Below are 22,021 nucleotides of genomic sequence, written 5' to 3'. Positions count from 1 at the left end.
GGATTTAAAATGGTAATTGTTCACAAATAAATTTAGAATAAATCCTCTGTTTCCGATTCTTTCTCCTTACCTGTGAAAACTAACATTTCTGTTTTATCCAATGCCTCTTTAATTAAAGGTTCAAAATCGACATAGCTCTCATAATGACCGACTTTTTCTCTTTTTGGCTTAGTTTTGGGATTAGCTGGTGTAAACACCGTACAGCAATCCTCAAAAGGACGTATGGATATCTCATGAGTATCAATTTTCTCTGCAATTTCAATAATATCTGTTTTATCCATTGCTATAAGCGGCCTCAGAATTGGTGTATTTGTAACCTCATTAATTGTAAACATGCTTTCCATCGTCTGGCTGGCTACTTGGCCTAAACTTTCACCAGTCACAATCGCGAGCGCATTTTGTTTTTCTCTGATTGCATCAGTAATTCGCAGCATCAATCTGCGTGTGGTTGTCATTGTGTAGTTATCAGGTATTTGCTTTTGAATCAATTTTTGAATTTCGGTAAATGGCACAACATGCAGTACCATACGTCCATTGACTTCTGCCAGCTTATTCGCTAAATCAATTACCTTTTGTTTCGAGCGTTCGCTTGTGAAGGGAGGACTGTAGAAATGTACACATTCAATCTCTACTCCCCTTTTCATCGTTAAATATCCCGCAACCGGGCTATCAATCCCTCCAGAAAGCATGAGCATTGCTGAGCCGCTGCTTCCTATTGGCAATCCGCCAGCTCCAATAATTTTTTCACCCGTAATATAAGTAGCATCCTGGCGTACTTCGACTCTCAATTTCAAATCTGGATTGTGAACATCGACCGTTAAACCGTCTACATGCTGCAAGCAATATCCCCCTACCAAGCCATTTAAATCATATGTTGAATAGGGATAGGTTTTATCAGCACGCTTAGCATCAATTTTAAACGTACGAATTTTTGTTGTTAGATGATTTATATAAAACAAAGCTGATTCCTGAATGGCTGAGATTTCTTTATCAACCTTTAAAGCCGGACTTATCGAAGAAATGCCATATATTTTTTTGAGAATATCCATAATCGGCTTGTAATCTGCACCTTGTAAGTGAACATACATTCTCTCGTGCTGCGCCTCAATACGAACCTCCGGATAATCTGACAATGCTTTTTTTATATTTTTACGTAATTGAACAATAAAGCCTTTACGATTCCTTTTCTTCAATGTAATCTCACCATAGCGGATTACGATATGATCAAATCTTATCATTTCTTTCTTACCTCACTTAACATTTGGATTGCTCTTTCAATTTCCTTAAGTGCCTGCTCTATTTCTTCCTTCGAATGATCATAATCTAAGCTTATTCGTATGGAACTGCCGGCTATTTGCTCATTTTTTCCCATAGCGAGAAGTGTTTGGCTAACCGTTTTTTTCTTTGATGAACAAGCACTGTTTGTTGAGACATAGATTCCAAACTCACCCAAAGTATGAACGAATGTCTCTGATTTAAGTCCCGGAATTGAAAAATTAATAATATGTGGAGCTGCATGTTCTATAGGTGAATTGATGACAACATTCTCCATTTTGGATAGCTCTTGAAGTATCAGAGTACGGTACTCGTTCATTCTTCTACTGCCGTCCCTGCTCTTTTCGATTGCCAATCTCATTGCTTTTGCCAAAGATACGGCCCCAGCCAAGCTTTCCGTCCCACTGCGCATGCCTCTTTCTTGGTTCCCCCCGGCAATTAACGGTGAAAGTGTAATTCCCTCTCTGGCAAATAGAATTCCGGTGCCTTTTAATCCATGGAATTTATGTCCTGATAAAGAATATAAATCGATATGAGCATCACGTAAAGAGAGTTCGACTTTACCAAAGCCCTGAACCCCATCTACATGAAAATGTATTTTAGGATAACTCTTCAAAAAATGTCCTATTTCATAAATTGGTTGTACAGTTCCCACTTCGTTATTAACATGCATAACTGACACCAATATTGTATCTTCTCGGATTGCTTCCTTAACTTGCTCAATTTCAACTCTGCCATCTTGATTAACAGGCAAGTAGGTTACGTCATAGCCAAGTTCCTTTAACTGTTCAAACGGTCTTTTTACGGAAGGATGCTCGATTGAGGTGGTAATAATATGCTTCCCTCTGTTTCGATAATTTTCTGCTATTCCTTTTATGGCCAGATTATTGCTTTCAGACCCTCCTGAAGTAAAGATAATCTCTGTAGCCTTTACTCCCAGAAGACCCGCGACCTGTTCTCTAGCCTGTGCTAACAGTTTTTCTGACTTCCCTCCGAAGCCATGTAAAGAGGATGGATTCCCCCAGAAATCGGCAGTAACCTTTGCGAAGGAATCAATCACTTCCTTATAGGGTTTTGTTGTCGCGCTATTATCTAAATAAATCATGCTTTTTCCCCTTCCTATCAATAAGAAAATGTAGCATATCCTGTCCTGTTTATAAAGTAATTTTCTCTTATGCCTCTATCTTATGCTGGATTGAACAAAGAAAAAAACCAGACTGGTAAGTCCAGACTGGTCTATACATTGCTATGTTCAAGATACTCTTGGATTTTTTTTAACGAACCCGGTTCAACTTTTTCAATTGCCTCAGCTGCATGCTCTAAAGCATCTTGGTATTGATAATTGCGGAATTGCTTTTCTGCTTCGGTCAGGGCAATAGCAACTGAAGGGAATTTGCTTCTATATCGATTGCCGTATTGAATAACCTTCTCGGCCATCATTACTTGTTCAGTCAATTCAACAGTAGCCTCCTGAACACGACTAACCGCAACACTTGCAATATCCAGATGGTGCATGACTGCATTCATATTCAATGGTTTTTCTTCCAATTTCTCTTTTACTTCTTCAATGCTTTCTTTTGCTTGTATAACCATTAATTCATAAGAAGTTGGAAGACCAGGTAAATTGCTTCCTTTGATGATTCGTAAGGATTCCGTCATGCTTTGATGCAACTTCCTTATCGTTTCTCTTGATTCCAATTCATCCTTACGCAGAGTATTTAATTTCTCTTCAAATTCTTTTTGTAAGTCTTTCAGTTCATCCAATTTGGATTCAAGCTCAACGATGTCCTCTTTTAATACCGTATAAGCTGTCTCTCTTTCGTATATTTTCTCTTTAAGCATTTCCCATTTTGATTTCAATGTAATCAGTGTTTTATCAAGATTAGAACGTGCATCAAGTTCCTTCTCCGGCATTTGATAGATTTGTTTCACCAATTCTGTCTCTTCATCTAGTCTCTCAAGCTGATCAATTGATTTATCTAGCTTTTGCTGATACAAATCCTTAACTGATAAAACATACTGACGTGCCACAACCTCTTTTTCCAACAAATCATAATAGGATTGAATGGATTCGTTTAATTCCTCGATTCCTTTTGCAGCTTCTTCGGTGTTTATGTCAACAATATATTCCTTATATTTTTCTAGATTTTCTTCCATTTTTTCAATTTCATTTTCAAAAAACATATGACTTAACGGATATCCTTGCTCACACATTTCCGCATATCCCATTTTAAGTTCATGCAAAAGTCCCGGTATATGTATTTGGCAATGCCCAATTAAATCAGGAATCAAATCCAATTTTTCTTTCAGGTTTTGCAATTTAGCCTGGATGCCCAGTACTTGCTCTCTAGCCTCTAAGTAATCACCTGATTCTGTTTGGTTATTGAATGTGTCAAAATCCAGAGCAAGCTTATCAAATTCCTCTTCCAATTTACCCGCAGCTTCACCAAATGAATGACGGTGTGCCAATAAACGTTTCTTCTGTTCACGATAAGCTAATAAAAGCTCTTCAACTAATTTTTTATTTTGCTCCTCGCTGCCCACCAATTCATTTAATTCATGCAGCATCGCTGAAAGTGTAATTTCGATTTCTTCAATAATATGCTCAATCTTCTTTTGAACCTGCACTGATTTATTAAATCGGTACTTGTCAGCATATTCTTCTGCATCAAACAGCAGGGTCTCAACATCGGCAAGGCGATCCGTTTGGATTGTATCCCATTCGTTACGCCATCTTTCAAACATTCTCTCTGTTTGACCAGTCATATTCAAACTTTTTACCCTGGCTAATTCTTCTGCTATCGGCCTGTTCATGATGTCAATTTTTTTCTCTGCAAGTCTATCTATTTCTTTGTAGTGTTTCTTCCTTGCCAATATTCCAATAATAAAGGCAATAAAGATAATCACCAATATCCCTATTACATACTCCATATGAAGCCTCCTATTCAAAACGAGACAGATAATATATATAAATAAGTTCAATATCAATGATTTAATGATAACATGGTATAAAGTATTTTTAACTAATAAAATCTACTTTTTCTACAAAAAATTATTCAATGCCCTCTTTTAATGTCCAGAAAATATATTTTATTTAAAATATTTGTCGAAAAGGAGGCTTTCTCGATGAAATTTAAGGACGGACATGTACATACCCCATATTGTCCGCACGGAACAGATGAACCCGTTTTTGCTTATATTGAAAAAGCGATAGCGCTGGGGTACGAAGAAATCACCTTTACCGAACACGCTCCTTTACCAAAAGGGTTTATTGATCCGGCTCCAACACGGGATAGTTCCATACAAATGGATCAGTTATTCACATATATAGAGGAAATAAGGCGTTGTAAAGAGAAGTATAAGGCGAAGGTTGCTATTAATATTGGTTTGGAAGTGGATTATATAGATGGCTGGGAACAGGAAACAACAGAATTCCTGAATGAAATTGGCCCTTATTTGGATGACTCGATTCTGTCGGTTCACTTTTTAAAGAATCAAAACGACTGGTATTGCCTGGATTATAGTGAAACAGAATTCGGTCATATGATAGAACAATACCAATCTGTTGATCAACTATATAAGGCTTATTACCATACCCTTCAAAAATCGATTATAAGTGATTTGGGGACATTTAAGCCCAAACGGGTAGGCCATATTTCTCTAATTACAAAATTCCAGAAAAAGTATCCAAGCAATGCCCCATTAGAATCCTATTTACTACCAATACTTTCATTAATAAAAGAACGTGGGTATGAACTGGATTTAAACACGGCCGGCCTTTTTAAACCCTTGTGCGGTGAGACGTACCCTCCCATCCCCTTTATTCAGGCAGCCATAAAAATGGGGATCCCTCTCTGTTATGGATCTGATGCTCATCATCCGGAAGATCTTGGAAGAGGATTAGATGTACTAAAAACAAAAATCTTAACAAACGAATAATCGCTTAGCATCCAGTCAGATGGGGACAGGGCAAACACGCTCCTCAAATAAGCAGTCATTAAGAAATCGTTCAATCTCTAACTGATACTTGTTTATAAAATACAATTCGTTCGTAAATAATTGCCAAACCTCACTGAAGTATTGGGCCTGAATAAAGGGTTCATTCAGTAATGCTTTTAGCTTCATGACAAACATAGATGGATTAATCTTTTTTAATTCACCGCAATCCATACCAGCATCAAGGAATAAATTAATATAAAATTTTTCTTTCGATAAATAGGTTGTATAGATTTCTCTGTTCAGGCTTGAGTCTACTGATATTTCTCTTAATACAAGACGTGTTAATAGGAACTTTTCTCTGTAATAATGCAAGCAAAATTTGGTATACTTTAAGACACATTCTTTCGGACCAATGAGTGGGAGTTGTTCAGCGATATTTTCAATACCGCTTATATAGCCTTCGAAGAAATCTGTAAAACAATATTCAAGGAGACCTTGCTTATGCTGAAAGTGATAAGCTATATTTGCTGAATTACCTCCGGCACGGCCAGCGATATCTCTGATTGAAGTTGCTGAATAACCTTTCATATAGAATAAATAGACAGCAGCTTCAAAAATATCATCTTTTTTATTCGATAGTTTATCCATAAATTTATCTTCCCCCTTTATGATTAACATTCTCTAGGAATGTCAGATGACAAAGTGAAACCTTGCTCGGCGGGGAGTTCTTTCATCCAACACCGAGTATTCGTTGAACCAATCGGGGATATTGCGCTAAGACCTACACAGAACCGTAATAGAAGTGAAGTCTTCGTGCTAATTTGAAAGGAATAAAAGCCGTTCTAGCATAAGCTGTGCGTTCACATGGATTTTCTCTTATACATGAAGTAGTTCTTCTTTTTAGAGACTTATCCTTCTATAACTTCTCGACAAAAAAGACAGTACTGACTATGGTTAGAGGTTATTCTCTATTGAGGGTAACAATGAAAGGAGAATGATGATGTTTCAAGTCGGAAAATATAAAAAAACGAAACCAGAAAACTATCAAATGGTTAGCAAACAGCTGGAAGCCCTAATAGATGGTGAAACAAATTTAATTGCCAATTTGAGCAATGCTTCTGCCCTTTTAAATCAATTTTTGGACGACGTGAACTGGGTAGGATTCTACCTATATGAAGAGGAGCAACTGATACTTGGACCATTTCAAGGTCTCCCAGCCTGCATTCGAATTCCTTTAGGCAAGGGAGTATGCGGAACAGCGGCAGAAAAAAGAGAAATAATCAGGGTAATGGACGTACATCAATTCCCTGGACACATCGCCTGTGATGCTGCCACTCAATCAGAAATCGTTTTGCCGATTCTGAAGGATGGCCGTCTGATTGGTGTACTTGATATAGACAGTCCATCAAAGAATCGTTTTGACAAAGAAGATGAACATGGATTAAAACAATTTGTTGATATACTTGTCCAATCAATTTAAAAAACAAAAGGCTAAGCCAAAAATGAGCTTAGCCCTTTTGTATTAACAGGATACAATCATCTGATTTTTACCTGATCGCTTAGCTGTATACAGGGCATCATCTGCCCGCTTGAAAAGGTTTTTAATCGTATTGTTATTTTTCTGATTGGATTCCCAATACGATACACCGCAAGAAATGGTAACCGGAGGATTTGTTTCTTTTCTTACTTTTTCAACAAGTCTTTCCGCAACTGCTTTACCAGCCTCTATCGGTGCCTTTGGAAGGAAAATAGCCAGTTCTTCCCCGCCCCACCTTGTACCTATATCGGTGTCTCTAATACTATTTTTAATTAAATCAGCTACCTGAATAAGGACCTCGTCTCCCTTTTGGTGCCCATATGTATCATTTGTCAGCTTGAAATTATCTATATCTATTAATATAAACGTTCCCTCAGTTTCAGAATTTATCAGTTCAAGCATTCTTCCTTCAAGATAATTTCTCGAATATAGACCTGTTAAATAATCAGTTATGACCATCTTTTCAAGCTCTTCTCTTAATATTGAGTTCACAAATGCCATCGAAGAATGATGAATAAGAGACTGCATTAATTTAAACATATCAAATGTAAAATGATACGGTACTCGATGAAGAACAATACAAAAACCATCCATCTTTCCACTATGTATCATAGGGAAAGCCATAAGGGATTTATAAGGGCCATCCTGCCCGACTTTATCCGAATCCATATCCCCAATATATAAAGCCTCCCGATCCTGCTCTAAGCTGCCTTTGACATATTGGATGTAGTGTTTAGATGTCTCTTCAGTGAAAAAAGGTGAACTTCCCGGGACAAGTTTTGTCTGTCCATTCCTAATCATAAAAAAGCCTACTTCGTCTGCGAGGAATGATTTATTTATTTGTTGCTTCATATAACTAACTGTTTCACTAAGCCTCAAGGTAGAATTTAGACGATGCGATGTTTCATTAATCAGACGTAAATCCGCAATTAAGCGTTTGGATTGTTCATATAATTGGGCATTCTCCAGTGCCCCGCCTGCCGTATTCGCGAGGAGAGAGATGAATTCGATTTCCGTATCAGGAAATATGACTGCTTCAGGTGCAATAACTTGTAAAACCCCATAAACACCCTGCTTGCCTAATAAAGGCGCATACAACACAGAATTTTTCACTTCCATTGAATCCTCAAATTGAACACGACCGGAAACATATGCCTGCATGGCAGATAAATTTTCCCCATCCATTTCCAAACTTTTAATTGGAAGATTTAATGTGTTATCGCTATCCTGAGACATTAGCAAATAGTAAACAAAGGACGGATATACTTCACGCAGGGTTTCTATTACCTCCGCCAAAACGGAATGCATATTCATAGAGGAATGAAACTCTGTCGTAATCCGTTGCAATAGTTTATATCGTTTCTCTTCCTTTTTTCGTTCTGAAATTGCAATTGCCTTGTGCAGTAATTCTCCTATCACTGTCCTCAATTCAGATAAATCAATTCTATTATCATTTTTCAACTCTTTATTTTCAGAAAGAACTACAAATAGTCCCAGTAATTCTCCTTCATGATATAAAGGAATTCCCAAGGGGTATAATGTATCAGTTAATGATACACAGGCTTCCGTACATAAATCTTTCATTGAGGAGTTTAGTAAAGCATCAAGTGAAATGGTGCTAGCAAACTGATTTTGGAGTTCTGTTTTCGAAGCCGCTTTTTCCAGATAGAGCTTTTGTTTCCAAGGATCATTATAATAACAGGCAATCTCATCCACCCTTAATAATTCCAATAAGAAGTCGACCATTTTATCTGTAAATCTATCTAAAAAGAGTTCATTATCATCTTTAATCATACATTCAACAAATAGACTTTTTAAATTTGTTTCCCAGCTCAGATTTAATTGATTATCTACCATCACATTAATCAACACCTGTTGTCATATTTTATTTCGTATTTTTTATAAATTTAGATTGATTTTAAAAAAAATAATACTTTATACCTGCATTTTACCAATATATGCTAAAATAATCATTACTTTCTTTCAATATAATTACATTTTTTATTTAAACCTGTGAAGGAAGCATCATATTGTAACGATTCCATTTAAGAGAATCCCTTGACTTATGTAACAATAAATTATACAATATTCTTTGTGTAAAATATCGCAGCTTATGTTCACATCTTTATTCGTTCATTTCATTCCTCTACCATGAGGTGTATCTTGTAACCCGCTGCTGCTAGGGCGAAGGTACATGAAAATGAAATGGCAGTAATGTTTGTAAACATCAGTTTTTATTTTACAAAAATAAAAACATTCAAGGAGGAGTCTTCTTATGGCTCGTTATACAGGTCCAAGCTGGAAACTATCCCGTCGTTTAGGAATTTCCCTAAGCGGTACAGGTAAAGAATTAGAAAAGCGTCCTTACGCACCAGGACAACACGGTCCTAACCAACGCAAAAAGCTTTCCGAATACGGTTTGCAATTGCAAGAAAAACAAAAACTTCGTCACATGTACGGTGTGAACGAACGTCAATTCCGCACAATGTTCGATCGTGCTGCTAAAATGCCTGGTAAACAAGGTGAAAACTTCATGATTCTTCTTGATTCTCGCCTTGATAACATTGTTTACCGTTTAGGTTTAGCTCGTACTCGTCGTCAAGCTCGTCAGCTTGTAAACCACGGACACATCTTGGTTGATGGACGTCGCGTTGACATCCCATCTTACCGTTTAGCTCCTGGTCAAGTAATCGGAGTACGTGAAAAATCCCGTAACCTTGATATCATCAAGGAAGCTATGGAAGTAAACAACTTCGTACCTGACTACCTAACTTTCGATGCTGACAAGTTAGAAGGTACATTCACTCGCTTACCTGAGCGTTCTGAATTACCAGCTGAAATTAACGAAGCTCTTATCGTTGAGTTCTACTCTCGTTAATTAATACGCTTTGTAAATAGCGTATTCAAAAACCCTGGAAACCTTGTTTCCAGGGTTTTTATTTGTGTAGAAAATATAATTACTAAACTTATAATCAGACTCGAAATATTATTTATAGGAATTATGAAGCAAATGACACTTAATTCTCTCTTTGTTTTTGGAAAAACGAAGACCAGGCAATACCTTAAAAATTTACCATGACATCATCTGTAAACACCATTAAACGGGACTCCAAACCAAAAACGGATCTTAGGTTTTTCATCCTAACAAGATCTGTTTTGGTGTACTTAACATAGCTGTGGACATATCTATTAAATCAATTTCTTTTGGAATACTTTTCAATCACCTAAAGTAAAAGCCAGCATCAAACTCACTAAAAATCGGAAATTAAATCCCCTCTAACTTTATCTACAAATAGAAATTAGTCACCTCTTCAGATGTATTATAAAAGAACTATATTGTGGATCAAATTTATCATTCACTTATTAGACAGTACAGTAGAATAACGGTTTGTTACCTCCTTCATTTCAAGACTATCCCAACTATTAGAGTAACTGATACTTATACCAATCTATACATATTGTAGTAGGCGAGAAAATGAAAAATGAAAAAAATAAAAATCAGAAAAAATATAATAGTTTATTTAATATTTCATTAACAAACTAATCAAAAATTGTGATAATATAGTGAATTGTGTAAATTATTACTAACAAAGAGGAGGGGAATTTGTTGGCTTCTTAATTTTAATGAGGAATACCAACAACTAAGATGAAAAAATATATTGCTGGAATTTTAACTGTTTTCTTAAGTTTTACTGTACTATTTTTAACGAATAGTAATCAGGTTGAGGCTGCTTCCAAAACGATGTACGTAACTGCAGACAATTTAAATGTGAGGGAGAAAGCATCATCATCGTCAAAAATTATTACGGCCGTAAAGAAAAATACAAAATTGATTGTAACTAAAAAGAGCGGTAACTGGGGATATGTCAAAGTTAACAAAAAAAATGGATGGGTATCAATAAATTATTTAACATCCAAGGCTCCCGTAACAAATAAAACAATGTACACTACTGAAAAAACAACCCTGAAAAAGCTAGCAAAAAATAACTCCGGCACGCTGAAAACGATTAACAAAGAGGCAACAATAATTGTTTATTCAACTACTTCCGATAAATATGCCAAAGCAAAGTACGGTGGAAAAACGGGATGGATTTTAAAATCTAAAGTGAAAGATTCGAAGACAGTTACAACAACTTCAAAAGCAGCAATAAAATATAAAACAATTAAACAAAATGACAATACTTTAGCAAAAGGCACTACGAAAGTCGTCCAAAAAGGAAGCAACGGAAATCAAACGATCATATACAAGAAAACGTTTAAAAATGGAAAGCTAATTAGCACAAAAAAAATATCGTCTAAAGTAACAAAAAAAGCAGTGAATCAATTTATTAAAGTAGGTACTAAAGAAACTAAAGCATCTAATTATGCAACCGAGGTTCTTCGATTGGTTAACCAAGAACGCGCAAAAGTAAATATAGCACCTTTGAAAAATTTAAATAGTCTTTCGAAAGTTGCCGAAGTTAAATCAAAAGATATGCGTGATAACAATTATTTCAATCATACAAGCCCCACATACGGGTCTCCGGGAGAAATGGTAAAAAAATCCAATATTTCTTTCACGATGCTTGGTGAAAATATTGCAGCTGGACAAATTACTCCTGCATCTGTAGTGAACAGTTGGATGAATAGCCCAGGGCACAAAGCGAATATTCTCGATGCACGTTATACCCATATCGGAATTGGGTATGCCGAAGGTGGTTCATGGAAACATTATTGGACACAATTATTTTTAAAACAGTAAGTAAAAATACTTAATATTCATTTCAATTTTATTTCTTTCAACCATTTATAATAAAGCACAATAAGAAAAATATCTTACTATACATTAAAAGGGCTGCCTAACCGAGACAGCCCTTTCTTCTTTCTATCATGCGTACTTAATAAGCGTGTATTTCTTTTTACCGCGGCGAATTACCGTGAATTGTCCTTCTAGCTTATCATCCTCTGTCATCGTATGAGCGAGGTCTGTGACTCTTTCACCGTTGATGTAGATCGCACCATTTGTGATATCCTCACGCGCCTGACGTTTAGAAGGAGAAATTTTTGCATTTACTAGTAAATCTACCAAGAGCAGTTCCTCATTGCTGCCCACTTCAAAGCTTGGTACATCCTTGAAGCCCTGGCGAATTTCTTCTACAGATAATTGCTTAATATCACCGCTGAATAAAGCTTTAGAAATATTGATTGCTTGTTGTAAAGCTTCTTTACCATGAACAAGTTTCGTTACTTCCTCAGCAAGCGCCTTCTGAGCTGCCCGTTTTTCCGGAGCTTCAGCAACCTCTTTCTCAAGCGCTTCGATTTCTTCTTTGCTTAAGAATGTAAAGTATTTAATGTATTTAATAACATCACGGTCATCTGTATTAATCCAGAACTGGTAGAACTCATATGGAGACGTTTTTTCACGATCTAACCATACCGCTCCGCCTTCTGTTTTACCAAACTTAGTTCCATCTGATTTTGTAACTAATGGAACCGTTAAACCAAAGGCTTTTGCATCTTCCTTCGTTTTACGAATTAATTCCAGACCTGCGGTAATATTTCCCCATTGATCACTTCCGCCGATTTGTAAACGGCAGCCTTGAGTTTCGTATAACTTCAGGAAATCAAGAGATTGCATGATCATGTAACTGAATTCAGTAAACGAGATACCAGACTCAATACGGGATTGTACAGAATCTTTAGCAAGCATGTAGTTGAGTCCAAAATGTTTCCCAATATCCCGAAGGAACGTAATTAAGTTCATGTTGCCAATCCAGTCATAGTTATTAGCCATGATTGCTTTATTCTCACCAGTTTCGAAGTCGAGGAAACGGGAAAGCTGATCTTTAATACGTGCAGTCCATTGGTGAACAACATCCTCTGTATTTAACGTCCGCTCAGCTTTTTTACCACTTGGGTCTCCTATCATACCTGTCGCTCCGCCGACTAATGGGATTGGCTGATGTCCTGCTAACTGGAATCGTTTCAGGATTAAAATAGGTAACAAGTGGCCAATATGCAAGCTATCGGCAGTGGGATCGAAGCCAGCATATAGTTTCACGCTTTCTTCCTGTAATAATTTTTCCAATCCCTCTTCATCTGTAAATTGATTCACGAGACCTCTAAAACGTAAATCATCTAAAATATTCATCCTTCTCCACCTCTTACTATTTAGATTAGATTAAAATAAAAAACGCCCCTTCATCTAAATGAAGGGACGATTACTATCGCGGTACCACCCAACTTGCGAAACATATAACTGTCTCGCCGCTTATCCTTTTAACGGAAAGGTTCCGGCATTCGCTACACAGCTTTACATAAAGCATTCCCGAATGCTGCTCGAGGAGGTAATTCATCATTTCGCTTGTACCGGTTTACACCACCCACCGGCTCTCTTAAACATTGGCGAACTAACTACTGAAATCCTGTTATCGCATCAAATATATAATATTGGTTATGCTTTTTTTTACCATAATAACAAACTGTTTGTCAAACCCAATAATTGTATTGTTTCGCTAATATAGAGAAACTATACCTACCTGAAACACTTGCTTATGCTATAATGTATGTGATTTGTTGGGGGAGTGAATGAATGAAAGATATTTTTATAAAACTTAAAGAAAGGCTTGCGCCATTGTGGGACTTTGTAAACAAACCCGTTGTACAGCGAAGAGCACGTATTTCCTATCAGGTTATCTGGAATAATCTATTAATCTTCTTAATTGTATCTGTCATCGGGATGGCATTTGCTGGCGGAGTTGGAGCTGGTTACTTTGCATCTATGGTAAAAGACGAACCAATCAGGAGCAAGGAACAGCTTAAATCAAGTGTGTCCAGTTATGAAGAAACATCTGAGATTTATTTTGCAAGCAATGTATATATGGGGAAAATGCGTTCTGATCTTGAACGTAAAGCAGTGAAACTGGAAAATGTTTCGGATTACGTTAAGACAGCATTAATTTCCACAGAAGATTCCTATTTTTATGAGCATAAGGGTGTTGTACCAAAAGCCATCATTCGAGCTTTACTTCAGGAAGTGACAAATTCTTCTGTCCAATCAGGAGGAAGCACACTGACACAACAATTAATAAAACAACAAATCTTAACGAATGAGGTTTCCTTTGATCGTAAGGCGAAGGAAATCCTGCTGGCATTACGCCTTGAAAAATTCATGAAAAAAGATGAGATTTTAGAAGCTTATCTGAATGTCTCACCGTTTGGCAGAAATTCCTCCGGCCGTAATATTGCCGGTGTCCAGGCTGCAGCGGATGGCATTTTCGGGGTAGATGCCAAAGATTTAACTCTGCCACAGGCTGCCTTTATTGCGGGATTACCAAAGAATCCATACCTTTATACACCATTTACACAATCCGGTGAAGTGAAGGAGGACCTTTCCCCAGGTATCAATCGTATGAAAACAGTTCTTAAAAGAATGTATACCAACGATGCCATTACAAAGGAAGAATATGACAAAGCATTAAAATATGATATTAAGAAAGACCTTGCAAAGAAACAAACATATCCTACTGAAAAGTATCCATACTTAACATATGAAGTAGAAAAAAGAGCAATTGAAATCATGATGCCAATATTGGCAAAGAACGATGGGCTTTCAAGCAAGGATTTAGAAAAAGACGATGACCTATATAAGCAATACTATACTCTGGCTGATCAGGCCATCCGACAAAATGGCTATCAAATTCATACAACCATAAACAAAAAAATGTATGACAATATGCAAAAAGTCACTAAAAATTACCCTTATTATCAGGGTACCCGCCAGGTGGAGAAAAAGAATCCGGATACAGGAGAAACCTATATAGAGAATGAACCAATTGAAGTTGGCGCCATGCTAATTGAAAACTCTACCGGAAAAATACTCAGCTTCGTTGGAGGCCGTGATTTTAAACGGGAGCAGCTTAATCATGCTACATCAGCTGTACGTTCAAATGGTTCAACAATGAAGCCACTACTTGTATATGCACCAGCAATGGAGTACGGAGTTTCCTATCCAGGCAAAACTTTGGTCAATGCACCTGTGAACATTCGCGGTTGGAGTCCAGGAAACTATGCTGGCGGCGGAATTACCGGTATAACCTCTGCACGTGAAGCATTAAAGAGATCCTATAATATACCGGCAGCGGTTCAATATGCGGAAATTATAAATCGCAACCCAGTAAAATATCTTGAAAAAATGGGCTTCACCTCTTTAGAAAAGCAAGATTATACAAACCTTTCCACGTCTTTGGGTGCATTAGCCAGAGGCGTAACCGTAGAAGAGAATACGAATGCCTATGCAACATTTGCAAATGGTGGACAATTCGTAGATAGCTATATGATCGAAAAAATAGTAGATTCTAATGGAAAGACCATTTACCAACATAAAAAAGCGAAGACGGATGTATTCAGTCCACAAACAGCTTATTTAACAATTGATATGATGAGGGATGTCATCACCTCTGGAACAGCAGCAGGTTTAAACAGTAAATTGAAGTTTTCAGCCGACTGGGCCGGCAAAACCGGCACTAGCCAGAACTTTCATGATGCCTGGATGGTCGCGACCAATCCAAATGTCACATTTGGAGTTTGGATGGGATATGATTCAAATGCATCTGTGGATACATATGGAATGAGTTATTCACAGCGAAATCAAACATTATGGGCACAATTAATTAATTCAGCTTATGATGTTGCACCAAACTTAGTCGGGACTTCGAAGCGACACCAAATGCCAGGTGGAATTGTATCCAGATCCTATTGCACATTGACCGGTTCCCTGGCATCCAAATCATGTATAGATGCAGGACTCGCAAAATCCGATTATTTCAATGCCAAATATCTTCCTTCATCTGAGAACGGCAATTTGGCAACATCAAGCGAAAGATATGTGTTCATAAATGGTAAGAAATATGTGGCACTGGGGTCTACTCCAGAGGAATTCACAGAAACCGGTCTTGTGATCAATGCCGACTTTTCTAACATTACAGGAGCAAAATACCTTATTGATAAATCATCTATTACGCCAAAAGGCTCTGAATTTGAAGGGGCAGCTATCGGAGCTTCGAAAATGAATGATAACGGGAAAGTACCTGGAGCACCGGCAGTTACTTCAAAGGAGAAAGTCATCAACTGGAAATCTTCTGGTGACTCTGACATAGTTGGATATCGTGTTTATAGAAATGGTGCTAAAGTAGCCAGTATCAAAGCTGACAATACACTCAGCTTTAAAACAGATGGAAATGGAAAGTACTACATTACTGCAGTGGATATAGCTGGTAATGAATCTGCTCCATCCTCTATTATCGAATATAAACCAGCTCCTAAGCCGGAACCTAAGCCTAAAGAAGTAAAAAAAGAGAAGGCAGAAGATAAAAAAGAAGACATAGAAGATAAAAAAGAAGAGAAGAAAGATCCAAAAGAAGATGAAAAACCAGTTCATGCCGAAGAACAAGAGCATGATGAAAATACAGAGGAATAAAAAAGAGGCTGTTCCAGGTCGGTATCACACTCGACTATCGGAACAGCCTTTCTCTATATCTATCAAACAACTTTTTTTGCAATCCCCAATATATATAGGATTACTTGAATCCCTTTTTATATATTGAATAAGAAAATCTCTGTCCTCAGGATATGTTAACTTCAGTGTTTTTAATTCCTCAAGGTCTTTCCAGGCAATATCATAAATAAGACCGTCCGGATTCCGAATATTTCTTTCACCACCCATAATCCTCACTATATAGTAGCGAACTTCAGCAGTAATATAGTGTGTTTCATATATTACCCTTTTTACCTTAACTTCTTCAACAATTTCTGTTAAATATCCCGTTTCTTCTTCCATCTCTCTAGTACAGCACTGTTCAAAACTTTCATCTACTTCTTTACCGCCCGATGGAATAGACCATAATTTTTCTCTTCAGGTTTCCCCTGCAGAACCATTAACAATTGACCATTGTCATTGATACATAGACCTGAAGAACCAAACCATTCTTTCACTTTATCAAGCCCCTTTTAAACTACAATCTTTAATTTCTATATAGCAAAATGATGTTACTTTTCTTCATCATTTAATAAAAATAACTCAACAATTTATATGCAATTGCTTTTAGGTAATTTGTTCAATAGTTTCATCGGCATCACTCCATTTCTTTTCTGGCTAATCAATTATCAATTTATCTATTTTTACTATCCTATTAAAATTGAAAAACTTATGTAATTGGTAAATGATTTTTTATAAAAGTTTACTCATAATTTCCCCTGGTAACCCATCTATCGCACAGACCTTTTCAGATTTGAATCCAAGATTAGCTAATATTTTTCTCGAAGGAATATTATTAGGGTCTATTATCGCCACTAATTTCTTCAATTCCGATTTCCTCACTTTTCCAATTAATACTTCGGCAATATCTGTCCCATACCGTTGCCCCCAATGTTCAGGTAGAATCATATAGCCAATTTCAGCTTCGTCAGTAAGTTTTTCATTTAAAATTAAAGATCCGAGTCCAATGAATCTCTGAACGGAAGCATCAAAAATTTTAAAAGTCCCAAAGTTTTCATGTTTCTTATTACGTTGCAATATCTTTTGATAGTTCAACCTTGCCTCCTCTAAAGGCAGAGCCCGTTCTGTTATTTGGGCCATAACCTTCTCATTACTTACCAAACTATAATAATCCTTAAAATCGGTTTCTTGAAACTTCATTAGGTTAATATTCTTCATTTCCCCCACTCTTCCTGCTAAATGGAATGATATGTATTCCATTTGCTCATATCCTTTGTAAAAACCAAAAAAAGGGGTGTTTATAAGGGTTAAATCACCTTATAAACACCCCTGTTTTAATCTTCCATCGTTGATAAGTCGCCTGTTGGCAATTCAAGCTCCCAAGCTTTTAATACCCTGCGCATAATTTTACCACTGCGCGTTTTCGGCAGTTTATCCTTGAACTCAATCTCTCTTGGTGAAGCATGTGCAGCAAGCCCTTGTTTAACAAATAGCCTGATATCCTCTTTCAGCTCATCCGAAGGCTCGTATCCAGACCTGAGGGCAATAAATGCTTTAATGATTTCACCCCGTACAGGATCCGGTTTGCCTATTACACCCGCTTCAGCAACCGCCGGATGTTCTACCAGCTTGCTTTCAACCTCAAAAGGTCCTACCCGTTCTCCGGATGTCATAATAACATCATCAATTCTGCCCTGGAACCAGAAGTACCCATCTTCATCCATATAAGCTGAATCGCCTGAAACATACCATCCTGATGGCATAAAATAGGATTCATACTTTTGTGGATTATTCCAGATTTGCCTCATCATGGATGGCCATCCTTTTTTAATTGCTAAATTGCCCATACGATAAGGCGGTACTTCATTCCCTTGGTCATCTACGATGGCAGCCTCGACTCCAGGAATTGGCTTACCCATAGAACCCGGTTTAATCTCCATACTTGGATAGTTACAGATTAGTTGTGCACCGGTCTCTGTCATCCACCATGTATCATGGATACGTTTGGAGAATACTTTTTGTCCCCATTTAATAACTTCAGGATTTAAAGGTTCACCTACACTTAGTAAGTGGCGAAGGCTGGATAAATCAAATTGTTTTACTACCTCATCCCCTGCACCCATCAGCATACGGAATGCAGTAGGGGCACTGTACCACACGGTTACATGGAAATCTTCAATGGTTTGATACCAAGCTTCCGGGCTAAATCGTCCACCTGTGACCACAGAAGAGGCTCCATTTAGCCACGGAGCAAATATCCCATAAGACGTTCCTGTGACCCAGCCTGGATCCGCTGTACACCAATATACATCCTCTTCTTTTAGGTCGAGTACCCATTGTCCGGTTTTCAGATGCTGAATCATTGAATTATGCGCATGCAGAACACCCTTTGGCTTACCGGTTGAACCGGAAGTATAATGTAGAATCAGACCGTCTTCCCGATCTACCCATTCTATATCTAATTTTTTAGATGCATTTTCATATTTGCTGTTAAAATCTATATATTTACCAGTTTCCTCTACATTATCTCCTACTACAAAAATATGTTTCAATGCTGGCAGGTCATCTGCAGGAATTCTAGACAATAATTCAGGGGTAGTGACGATTACACTGGCTTCACTATCTTCCAATCGATCCTTAACCGCCCCTTCCATAAATGCCTCAAATAACGGGCCGACAATAGCTCCCAATTTTATCGCACCCAGCACTGTGAAATACAATTCCGGTGATCTAGGCATAAAAATAAATACCCTGTCACCTTTTGTTACATTCCCATATTCCTTCAGAACATTTCCTGCTTTATTCGATAAATCTTTCATATCACTATATGTATACTTCTCATAGCGATTAGGGTCCTTATAATATAATGCTACCTTATTGCGCCTGAAATTTTCAGTATGCCTGTCAATACATTCGTATGCCGCATTCACTTTACCCGTTTCATTCCAAGAGAATTCCTGCTCTACATCCTTCCAGTCAAATGATCTGTAGATTTCCTCATAGTTTGCTAAATTATAATCCCCTTGCACAACAGAAAGCGCTTCCAGTTTCATAATTATTCCCCCCTGATCAAAGATAATATATTGATAGTATAGTACAAAATCCACTTTATCTCAATTTTTAAAATATTTAATAAGTTACGCTAATATGTTACAATTTTTATAATTGTAGTGTTTTTAAGATAACATCCCCATTAAGTGTTTAAGAGAATTATGCCAGTAAGCTTCTTAATTTCCACTACATATGACTTAAAAAGTTCATATCATGAAGCATTTATGGATTTAAAGTGCTGTATAATAGCTTTAAAATGTGACCTGGGTGGTGTATGGATGGAGCATAAAAAAACGTATAATTTGAAGGAATTGCAAACCCCATGTGGGCCGTTAGTTATCGAGGGCCCGGTATCTCGAGATCAATTAGAAAATCTTGAATTTCATGAGGGTCTCGTTGCCTTTAGGGTTCCTGAGAAGCAGCATAAGGCTTTAATTCAAATCAGCAGCCTTCCTGAAGGCCGAATTATTATTGCGAGGGCCGGCGATGTCATTGTCGGATATGTCACTTATTTATACCCAGATCCTCTTGAAAGATGGTCTGAAGGGAAAATGGATGACTTACTGGAATTGGGTGCTATTGAAGTAATCCGTGAATATCGCGGATGTGCGGTCGGGAAAAACTTGATCCGCGTGGCTATGATGGATGAGTGGATGGAAAATTACATTATTATTACCACAGAATATTATTGGCATTGGGATTTAAAAGGCAGCGGATTAAATGTATGGGAATATCGAAAAATGATGGAGAAAATGATGAGTGCCGGTGGCTTGGAATGGTATGCCACTGATGACCCTGAAATTTGCTCCCATCCAGCCAATTGTTTAATGGCCAGAATCGGGAAAAACGTTAAAAAAGAGAGTATTCAAAAATTCGATCAATTACGATTCATGAATCGATATATGTATTGAACGAACTGATTTTTGAGGAGGGCTACTTGTGATTATTGAGGATATCATGATCAAGGATGTTATTACGCTTCAAAAAAATGCTACACTCCAGCAGGCAATTGATTTAGTAAAACAAAAAAAAATCAGGCATATACCAATAGTAGATGATGAACAACGGTTAATCGGCCTGTTATGTGATGTCGATATCCGCTCTGCAACTCCATCTATCTTCCATCTTGATGAATATAAGGAAGACCTTCTAAAGCCAATAAGCGATATCATGATTACCGATATTTATACAGCACACCCACTTGATTTCGTTGAAGAGATTGCATTTGTATTCTATGAACAAAAGATATCTTGTATGCCTGTGATCAGCGACAACATATTAGTCGGGATTATTACTGAAACAGATCTTCTGCATACATATATAGAACTTACTGGCTCAAATCAGCCTGCATCCCAAATAGAGGTAAAGGTCACTAATAAATCAGGTACGCTCAGTGAAATAGCCGAAGTCATCAAAGGCCACAATTCCAATGTAAATAGCATTTTCATTTATCCATATAAAGAAGACCCGGCATTTAAAGTCTTGGTACTAAGGATTCAAACAATGAACCCGCTGAAAATCGTACAGGACCTACGGTCATCCGGATATGAGGTATTATGGCCAGATATACCGGAGAGCACTCTATGAAGGAAGCCTCATTTGTTTATTCAACCGATCTACTTTCCTACAAATTTAATGATAACCATCCTTTTAACCAAAAACGGCTGCAAATAACAGTAGACTTATTAAATAAAATGAATGCCCTGAAAGAGGATGACTGCATCAAACCACGAATGGCAACAGATGAGGAATTAAGCCTGGTGCATGATCCCGATTACATCAGTGCGATTAGATTAGCCGGACAAGGAAAGCTTGACCAGGATAAAGCATTAAATTATGGAATTGGGACCGAAGACACCCCCATTTTCTCTGGAATGCATGAGGCAAGCGCCTGGCTTGTGGGAGGAACATTGTCTGCCGTTGATGAAGTAATGGAAGGGCGTGCTCAGCATGCCATAAACCTGGGCGGTGGTTTGCATCATGGCTTTAGAGGGAAAGCCTCCGGATTCTGTATCTATAATGACAGCTCTGTTGCCATTAAATATATGCAAAAAAAATATAATGCCAGAGTTCTCTACGTAGATACGGATGCCCATCATGGAGATGGTGTTCAGTGGACTTTTTATGATGATCCTTCTGTTTGTACACTGTCCATTCACGAAACAGGTCGCTACCTATTCCCTGGAACTGGCAATATTACTGAACGTGGAAATGGAAAAGGATATGGTTATTCATTTAATATCCCCCTCGATGCCTTTACGGAGGATGAATCATGGCTCGAGTGCTATGAAAAATCCTTTAAATCTGTCATAGAATTTTTTCGCCCAGACGTTATTTTAACTCAAAACGGCGCTGACGCTCATTACTATGATCCATTAACGCACCTTTCTGCTACCACTGCAATCTATCAATCCATCCCAAAACTGGCCCATAAGCTTGCACACCAGTACTGTCAAGGTAAGTGGATAGCAGTTGGTGGCGGTGGATATGATATCTGGAGAGTGGTTCCGCGTGCCTGGTCCCTAATATGGCTAGAAATGACTAATAATTCGAATTGTTCAGGTGAGTTGCCTGTTGATTGGGTCAATCATTGGTCAGCATTAGCACCCGTTACATTACCCACTACATGGGAAGATCCACCTGATATGTACAAGCCCATCCCACGTAAGGCTGAGATTACTGAAAAAAATGCAAAAACTCTAGAAAAGGCATTATACACGATTCTATCCTAACCCTATGAATCT

Annotated in this window: 18 protein-coding genes and 1 other annotated feature; of the genes, 8 read left to right on the top strand and 10 right to left on the bottom strand. The window is 37.6% G+C overall.

Annotated features, from left to right (window positions below; translation table 11 throughout):
* Positions 1-32 precede the first annotated feature (32 nt).
* The 3 genes from thiI to ezrA form a co-directional block, all read right to left on the bottom strand.
* Positions 33-1,235 carry a tRNA uracil 4-sulfurtransferase ThiI gene (thiI, locus tag AC4BHP_RS16650; protein WP_490553455.1) on the bottom strand — a complete coding sequence of 401 codons (1,203 nt, stop codon included), beginning with the start codon at positions 1,233-1,235 and terminating at the stop codon, positions 33-35.
* On the bottom strand, positions 1,235-2,380 hold the full coding sequence (locus tag AC4BHP_RS16645) for a cysteine desulfurase family protein (protein WP_066109005.1): 1,146 nt from the start codon (positions 2,378-2,380) through the stop codon (positions 1,235-1,237). The genes thiI and AC4BHP_RS16645 overlap by 1 nt, the downstream gene beginning before the upstream one ends.
* Before the next feature lie 131 nt (positions 2,381-2,511).
* The gene (gene ezrA / locus AC4BHP_RS16640) at positions 2,512-4,206 is read right to left on the bottom strand and encodes a septation ring formation regulator EzrA (RefSeq protein WP_148631012.1); all 1,695 of its coding nucleotides are present in this window, start codon (positions 4,204-4,206) and stop codon (positions 2,512-2,514) included.
* Positions 4,207-4,401: 195 nt separating this feature from the next.
* Between ezrA and hisJ the strand changes: the two genes are divergently transcribed.
* Positions 4,402-5,214, top strand: coding sequence for a histidinol-phosphatase HisJ (hisJ, locus tag AC4BHP_RS16635; RefSeq protein ID WP_139892792.1), 813 nt, complete (start codon positions 4,402-4,404; stop codon positions 5,212-5,214).
* Positions 5,215-5,229: 15 nt separating this feature from the next.
* On the opposite strand, the gene refZ is transcribed toward hisJ, so the two are convergent.
* Entirely contained in the window at positions 5,230-5,862 is a 633-nt protein-coding gene (gene refZ / locus AC4BHP_RS16630; RefSeq protein ID WP_066109013.1) for a forespore capture DNA-binding protein RefZ, read from the bottom strand.
* A gap of 352 nt (positions 5,863-6,214) precedes the next feature.
* On the opposite strand from refZ, the gene AC4BHP_RS16625 reads away from it, so the two are divergent.
* Positions 6,215-6,694, top strand: coding sequence for a GAF domain-containing protein (locus AC4BHP_RS16625; protein ID WP_066109018.1), 480 nt, complete (start codon positions 6,215-6,217; stop codon positions 6,692-6,694).
* Positions 6,695-6,736: 42 nt separating this feature from the next.
* On the opposite strand, the gene AC4BHP_RS16620 is transcribed toward AC4BHP_RS16625, so the two are convergent.
* Complete coding sequence (locus AC4BHP_RS16620) at positions 6,737-8,608, bottom strand: sensor domain-containing diguanylate cyclase (RefSeq protein ID WP_066109259.1); 1,872 nt, start codon at positions 8,606-8,608, stop codon at positions 6,737-6,739.
* 418 nt (positions 8,609-9,026) lie between these two features.
* On the opposite strand from AC4BHP_RS16620, the gene rpsD reads away from it, so the two are divergent.
* On the top strand, positions 9,027-9,629 hold the full coding sequence (gene rpsD / locus AC4BHP_RS16615) for a 30S ribosomal protein S4 (RefSeq protein WP_066109019.1): 603 nt from the start codon (positions 9,027-9,029) through the stop codon (positions 9,627-9,629).
* A gap of 768 nt (positions 9,630-10,397) precedes the next feature.
* On the top strand, positions 10,398-11,492 hold the full coding sequence (locus AC4BHP_RS16610; RefSeq protein ID WP_490553441.1) for a CAP domain-containing protein: 1,095 nt from the start codon (positions 10,398-10,400) through the stop codon (positions 11,490-11,492).
* Between the two features lie 126 nt (positions 11,493-11,618).
* On the opposite strand, the gene tyrS is transcribed toward AC4BHP_RS16610, so the two are convergent.
* A complete protein-coding gene (gene tyrS / locus AC4BHP_RS16605; protein ID WP_139892790.1) occupies positions 11,619-12,881 on the bottom strand; it encodes a tyrosine--tRNA ligase in 1,263 nt (420 codons plus the stop codon).
* A gap of 59 nt (positions 12,882-12,940) precedes the next feature.
* Positions 12,941-13,171, bottom strand: a binding site (T-box leader).
* 151 nt (positions 13,172-13,322) lie between these two features.
* Here tyrS and AC4BHP_RS16600 point away from each other — a divergent pair.
* The gene (locus tag AC4BHP_RS16600) at positions 13,323-16,208 is read left to right on the top strand and encodes a transglycosylase domain-containing protein (protein WP_490553439.1); all 2,886 of its coding nucleotides are present in this window, start codon (positions 13,323-13,325) and stop codon (positions 16,206-16,208) included.
* 24 nt (positions 16,209-16,232) lie between these two features.
* Here the strand turns inward: AC4BHP_RS16600 and AC4BHP_RS16595 are convergent, their stop codons facing one another.
* From AC4BHP_RS16595 to acsA, 4 genes are all read right to left on the bottom strand, one after another.
* A complete protein-coding gene (locus AC4BHP_RS16595) occupies positions 16,233-16,625 on the bottom strand; it encodes an NUDIX domain-containing protein (protein WP_490553452.1) in 393 nt (130 codons plus the stop codon).
* On the bottom strand, positions 16,601-16,723 hold the full coding sequence (locus AC4BHP_RS16590; protein ID WP_257469196.1) for a hypothetical protein: 123 nt from the start codon (positions 16,721-16,723) through the stop codon (positions 16,601-16,603). The genes AC4BHP_RS16595 and AC4BHP_RS16590 overlap by 25 nt, the downstream gene beginning before the upstream one ends.
* A 235-nt stretch (positions 16,724-16,958) precedes the next feature.
* Positions 16,959-17,444: a GNAT family N-acetyltransferase gene (locus AC4BHP_RS16585; RefSeq protein ID WP_139892788.1), complete on the bottom strand. Its 486-nt coding sequence runs from the start codon at positions 17,442-17,444 to the stop codon at positions 16,959-16,961.
* A 116-nt stretch (positions 17,445-17,560) separates the two neighbouring features.
* Positions 17,561-19,279 (bottom strand): acetate--CoA ligase, encoded by a 1,719-nt coding sequence (gene acsA / locus AC4BHP_RS16580; RefSeq protein ID WP_066109033.1) that lies wholly within the window; start codon positions 19,277-19,279, stop codon positions 17,561-17,563.
* A 276-nt stretch (positions 19,280-19,555) separates the two neighbouring features.
* Here acsA and AC4BHP_RS16575 point away from each other — a divergent pair, with 276 nt between their 5' ends.
* Genes AC4BHP_RS16575 through AC4BHP_RS16565 form a run of 3 tightly spaced genes read left to right on the top strand, consistent with a single transcriptional unit; the run spans position 19,556 to position 22,009 of the window.
* On the top strand, positions 19,556-20,188 hold the full coding sequence (locus AC4BHP_RS16575; protein WP_066109036.1) for a GNAT family N-acetyltransferase: 633 nt from the start codon (positions 19,556-19,558) through the stop codon (positions 20,186-20,188).
* Positions 20,189-20,216: 28 nt separating this feature from the next.
* A complete protein-coding gene (locus AC4BHP_RS16570) occupies positions 20,217-20,864 on the top strand; it encodes an acetoin utilization AcuB family protein (RefSeq protein ID WP_490553435.1) in 648 nt (215 codons plus the stop codon).
* Complete coding sequence (locus AC4BHP_RS16565) at positions 20,861-22,009, top strand: acetoin utilization protein AcuC (RefSeq protein ID WP_139892786.1); 1,149 nt, start codon at positions 20,861-20,863, stop codon at positions 22,007-22,009. Before AC4BHP_RS16570 ends, AC4BHP_RS16565 begins: the two co-directional genes overlap by 4 nt.
* Positions 22,010-22,021: the final 12 nt, after the last annotated feature.

This window comes from Pradoshia sp. Z4_20, assembly GCF_058216035.1.
Note: the sequence above shows the minus strand (reverse complement) of the source record. Positions and strands in the feature narration are given on the sequence as shown.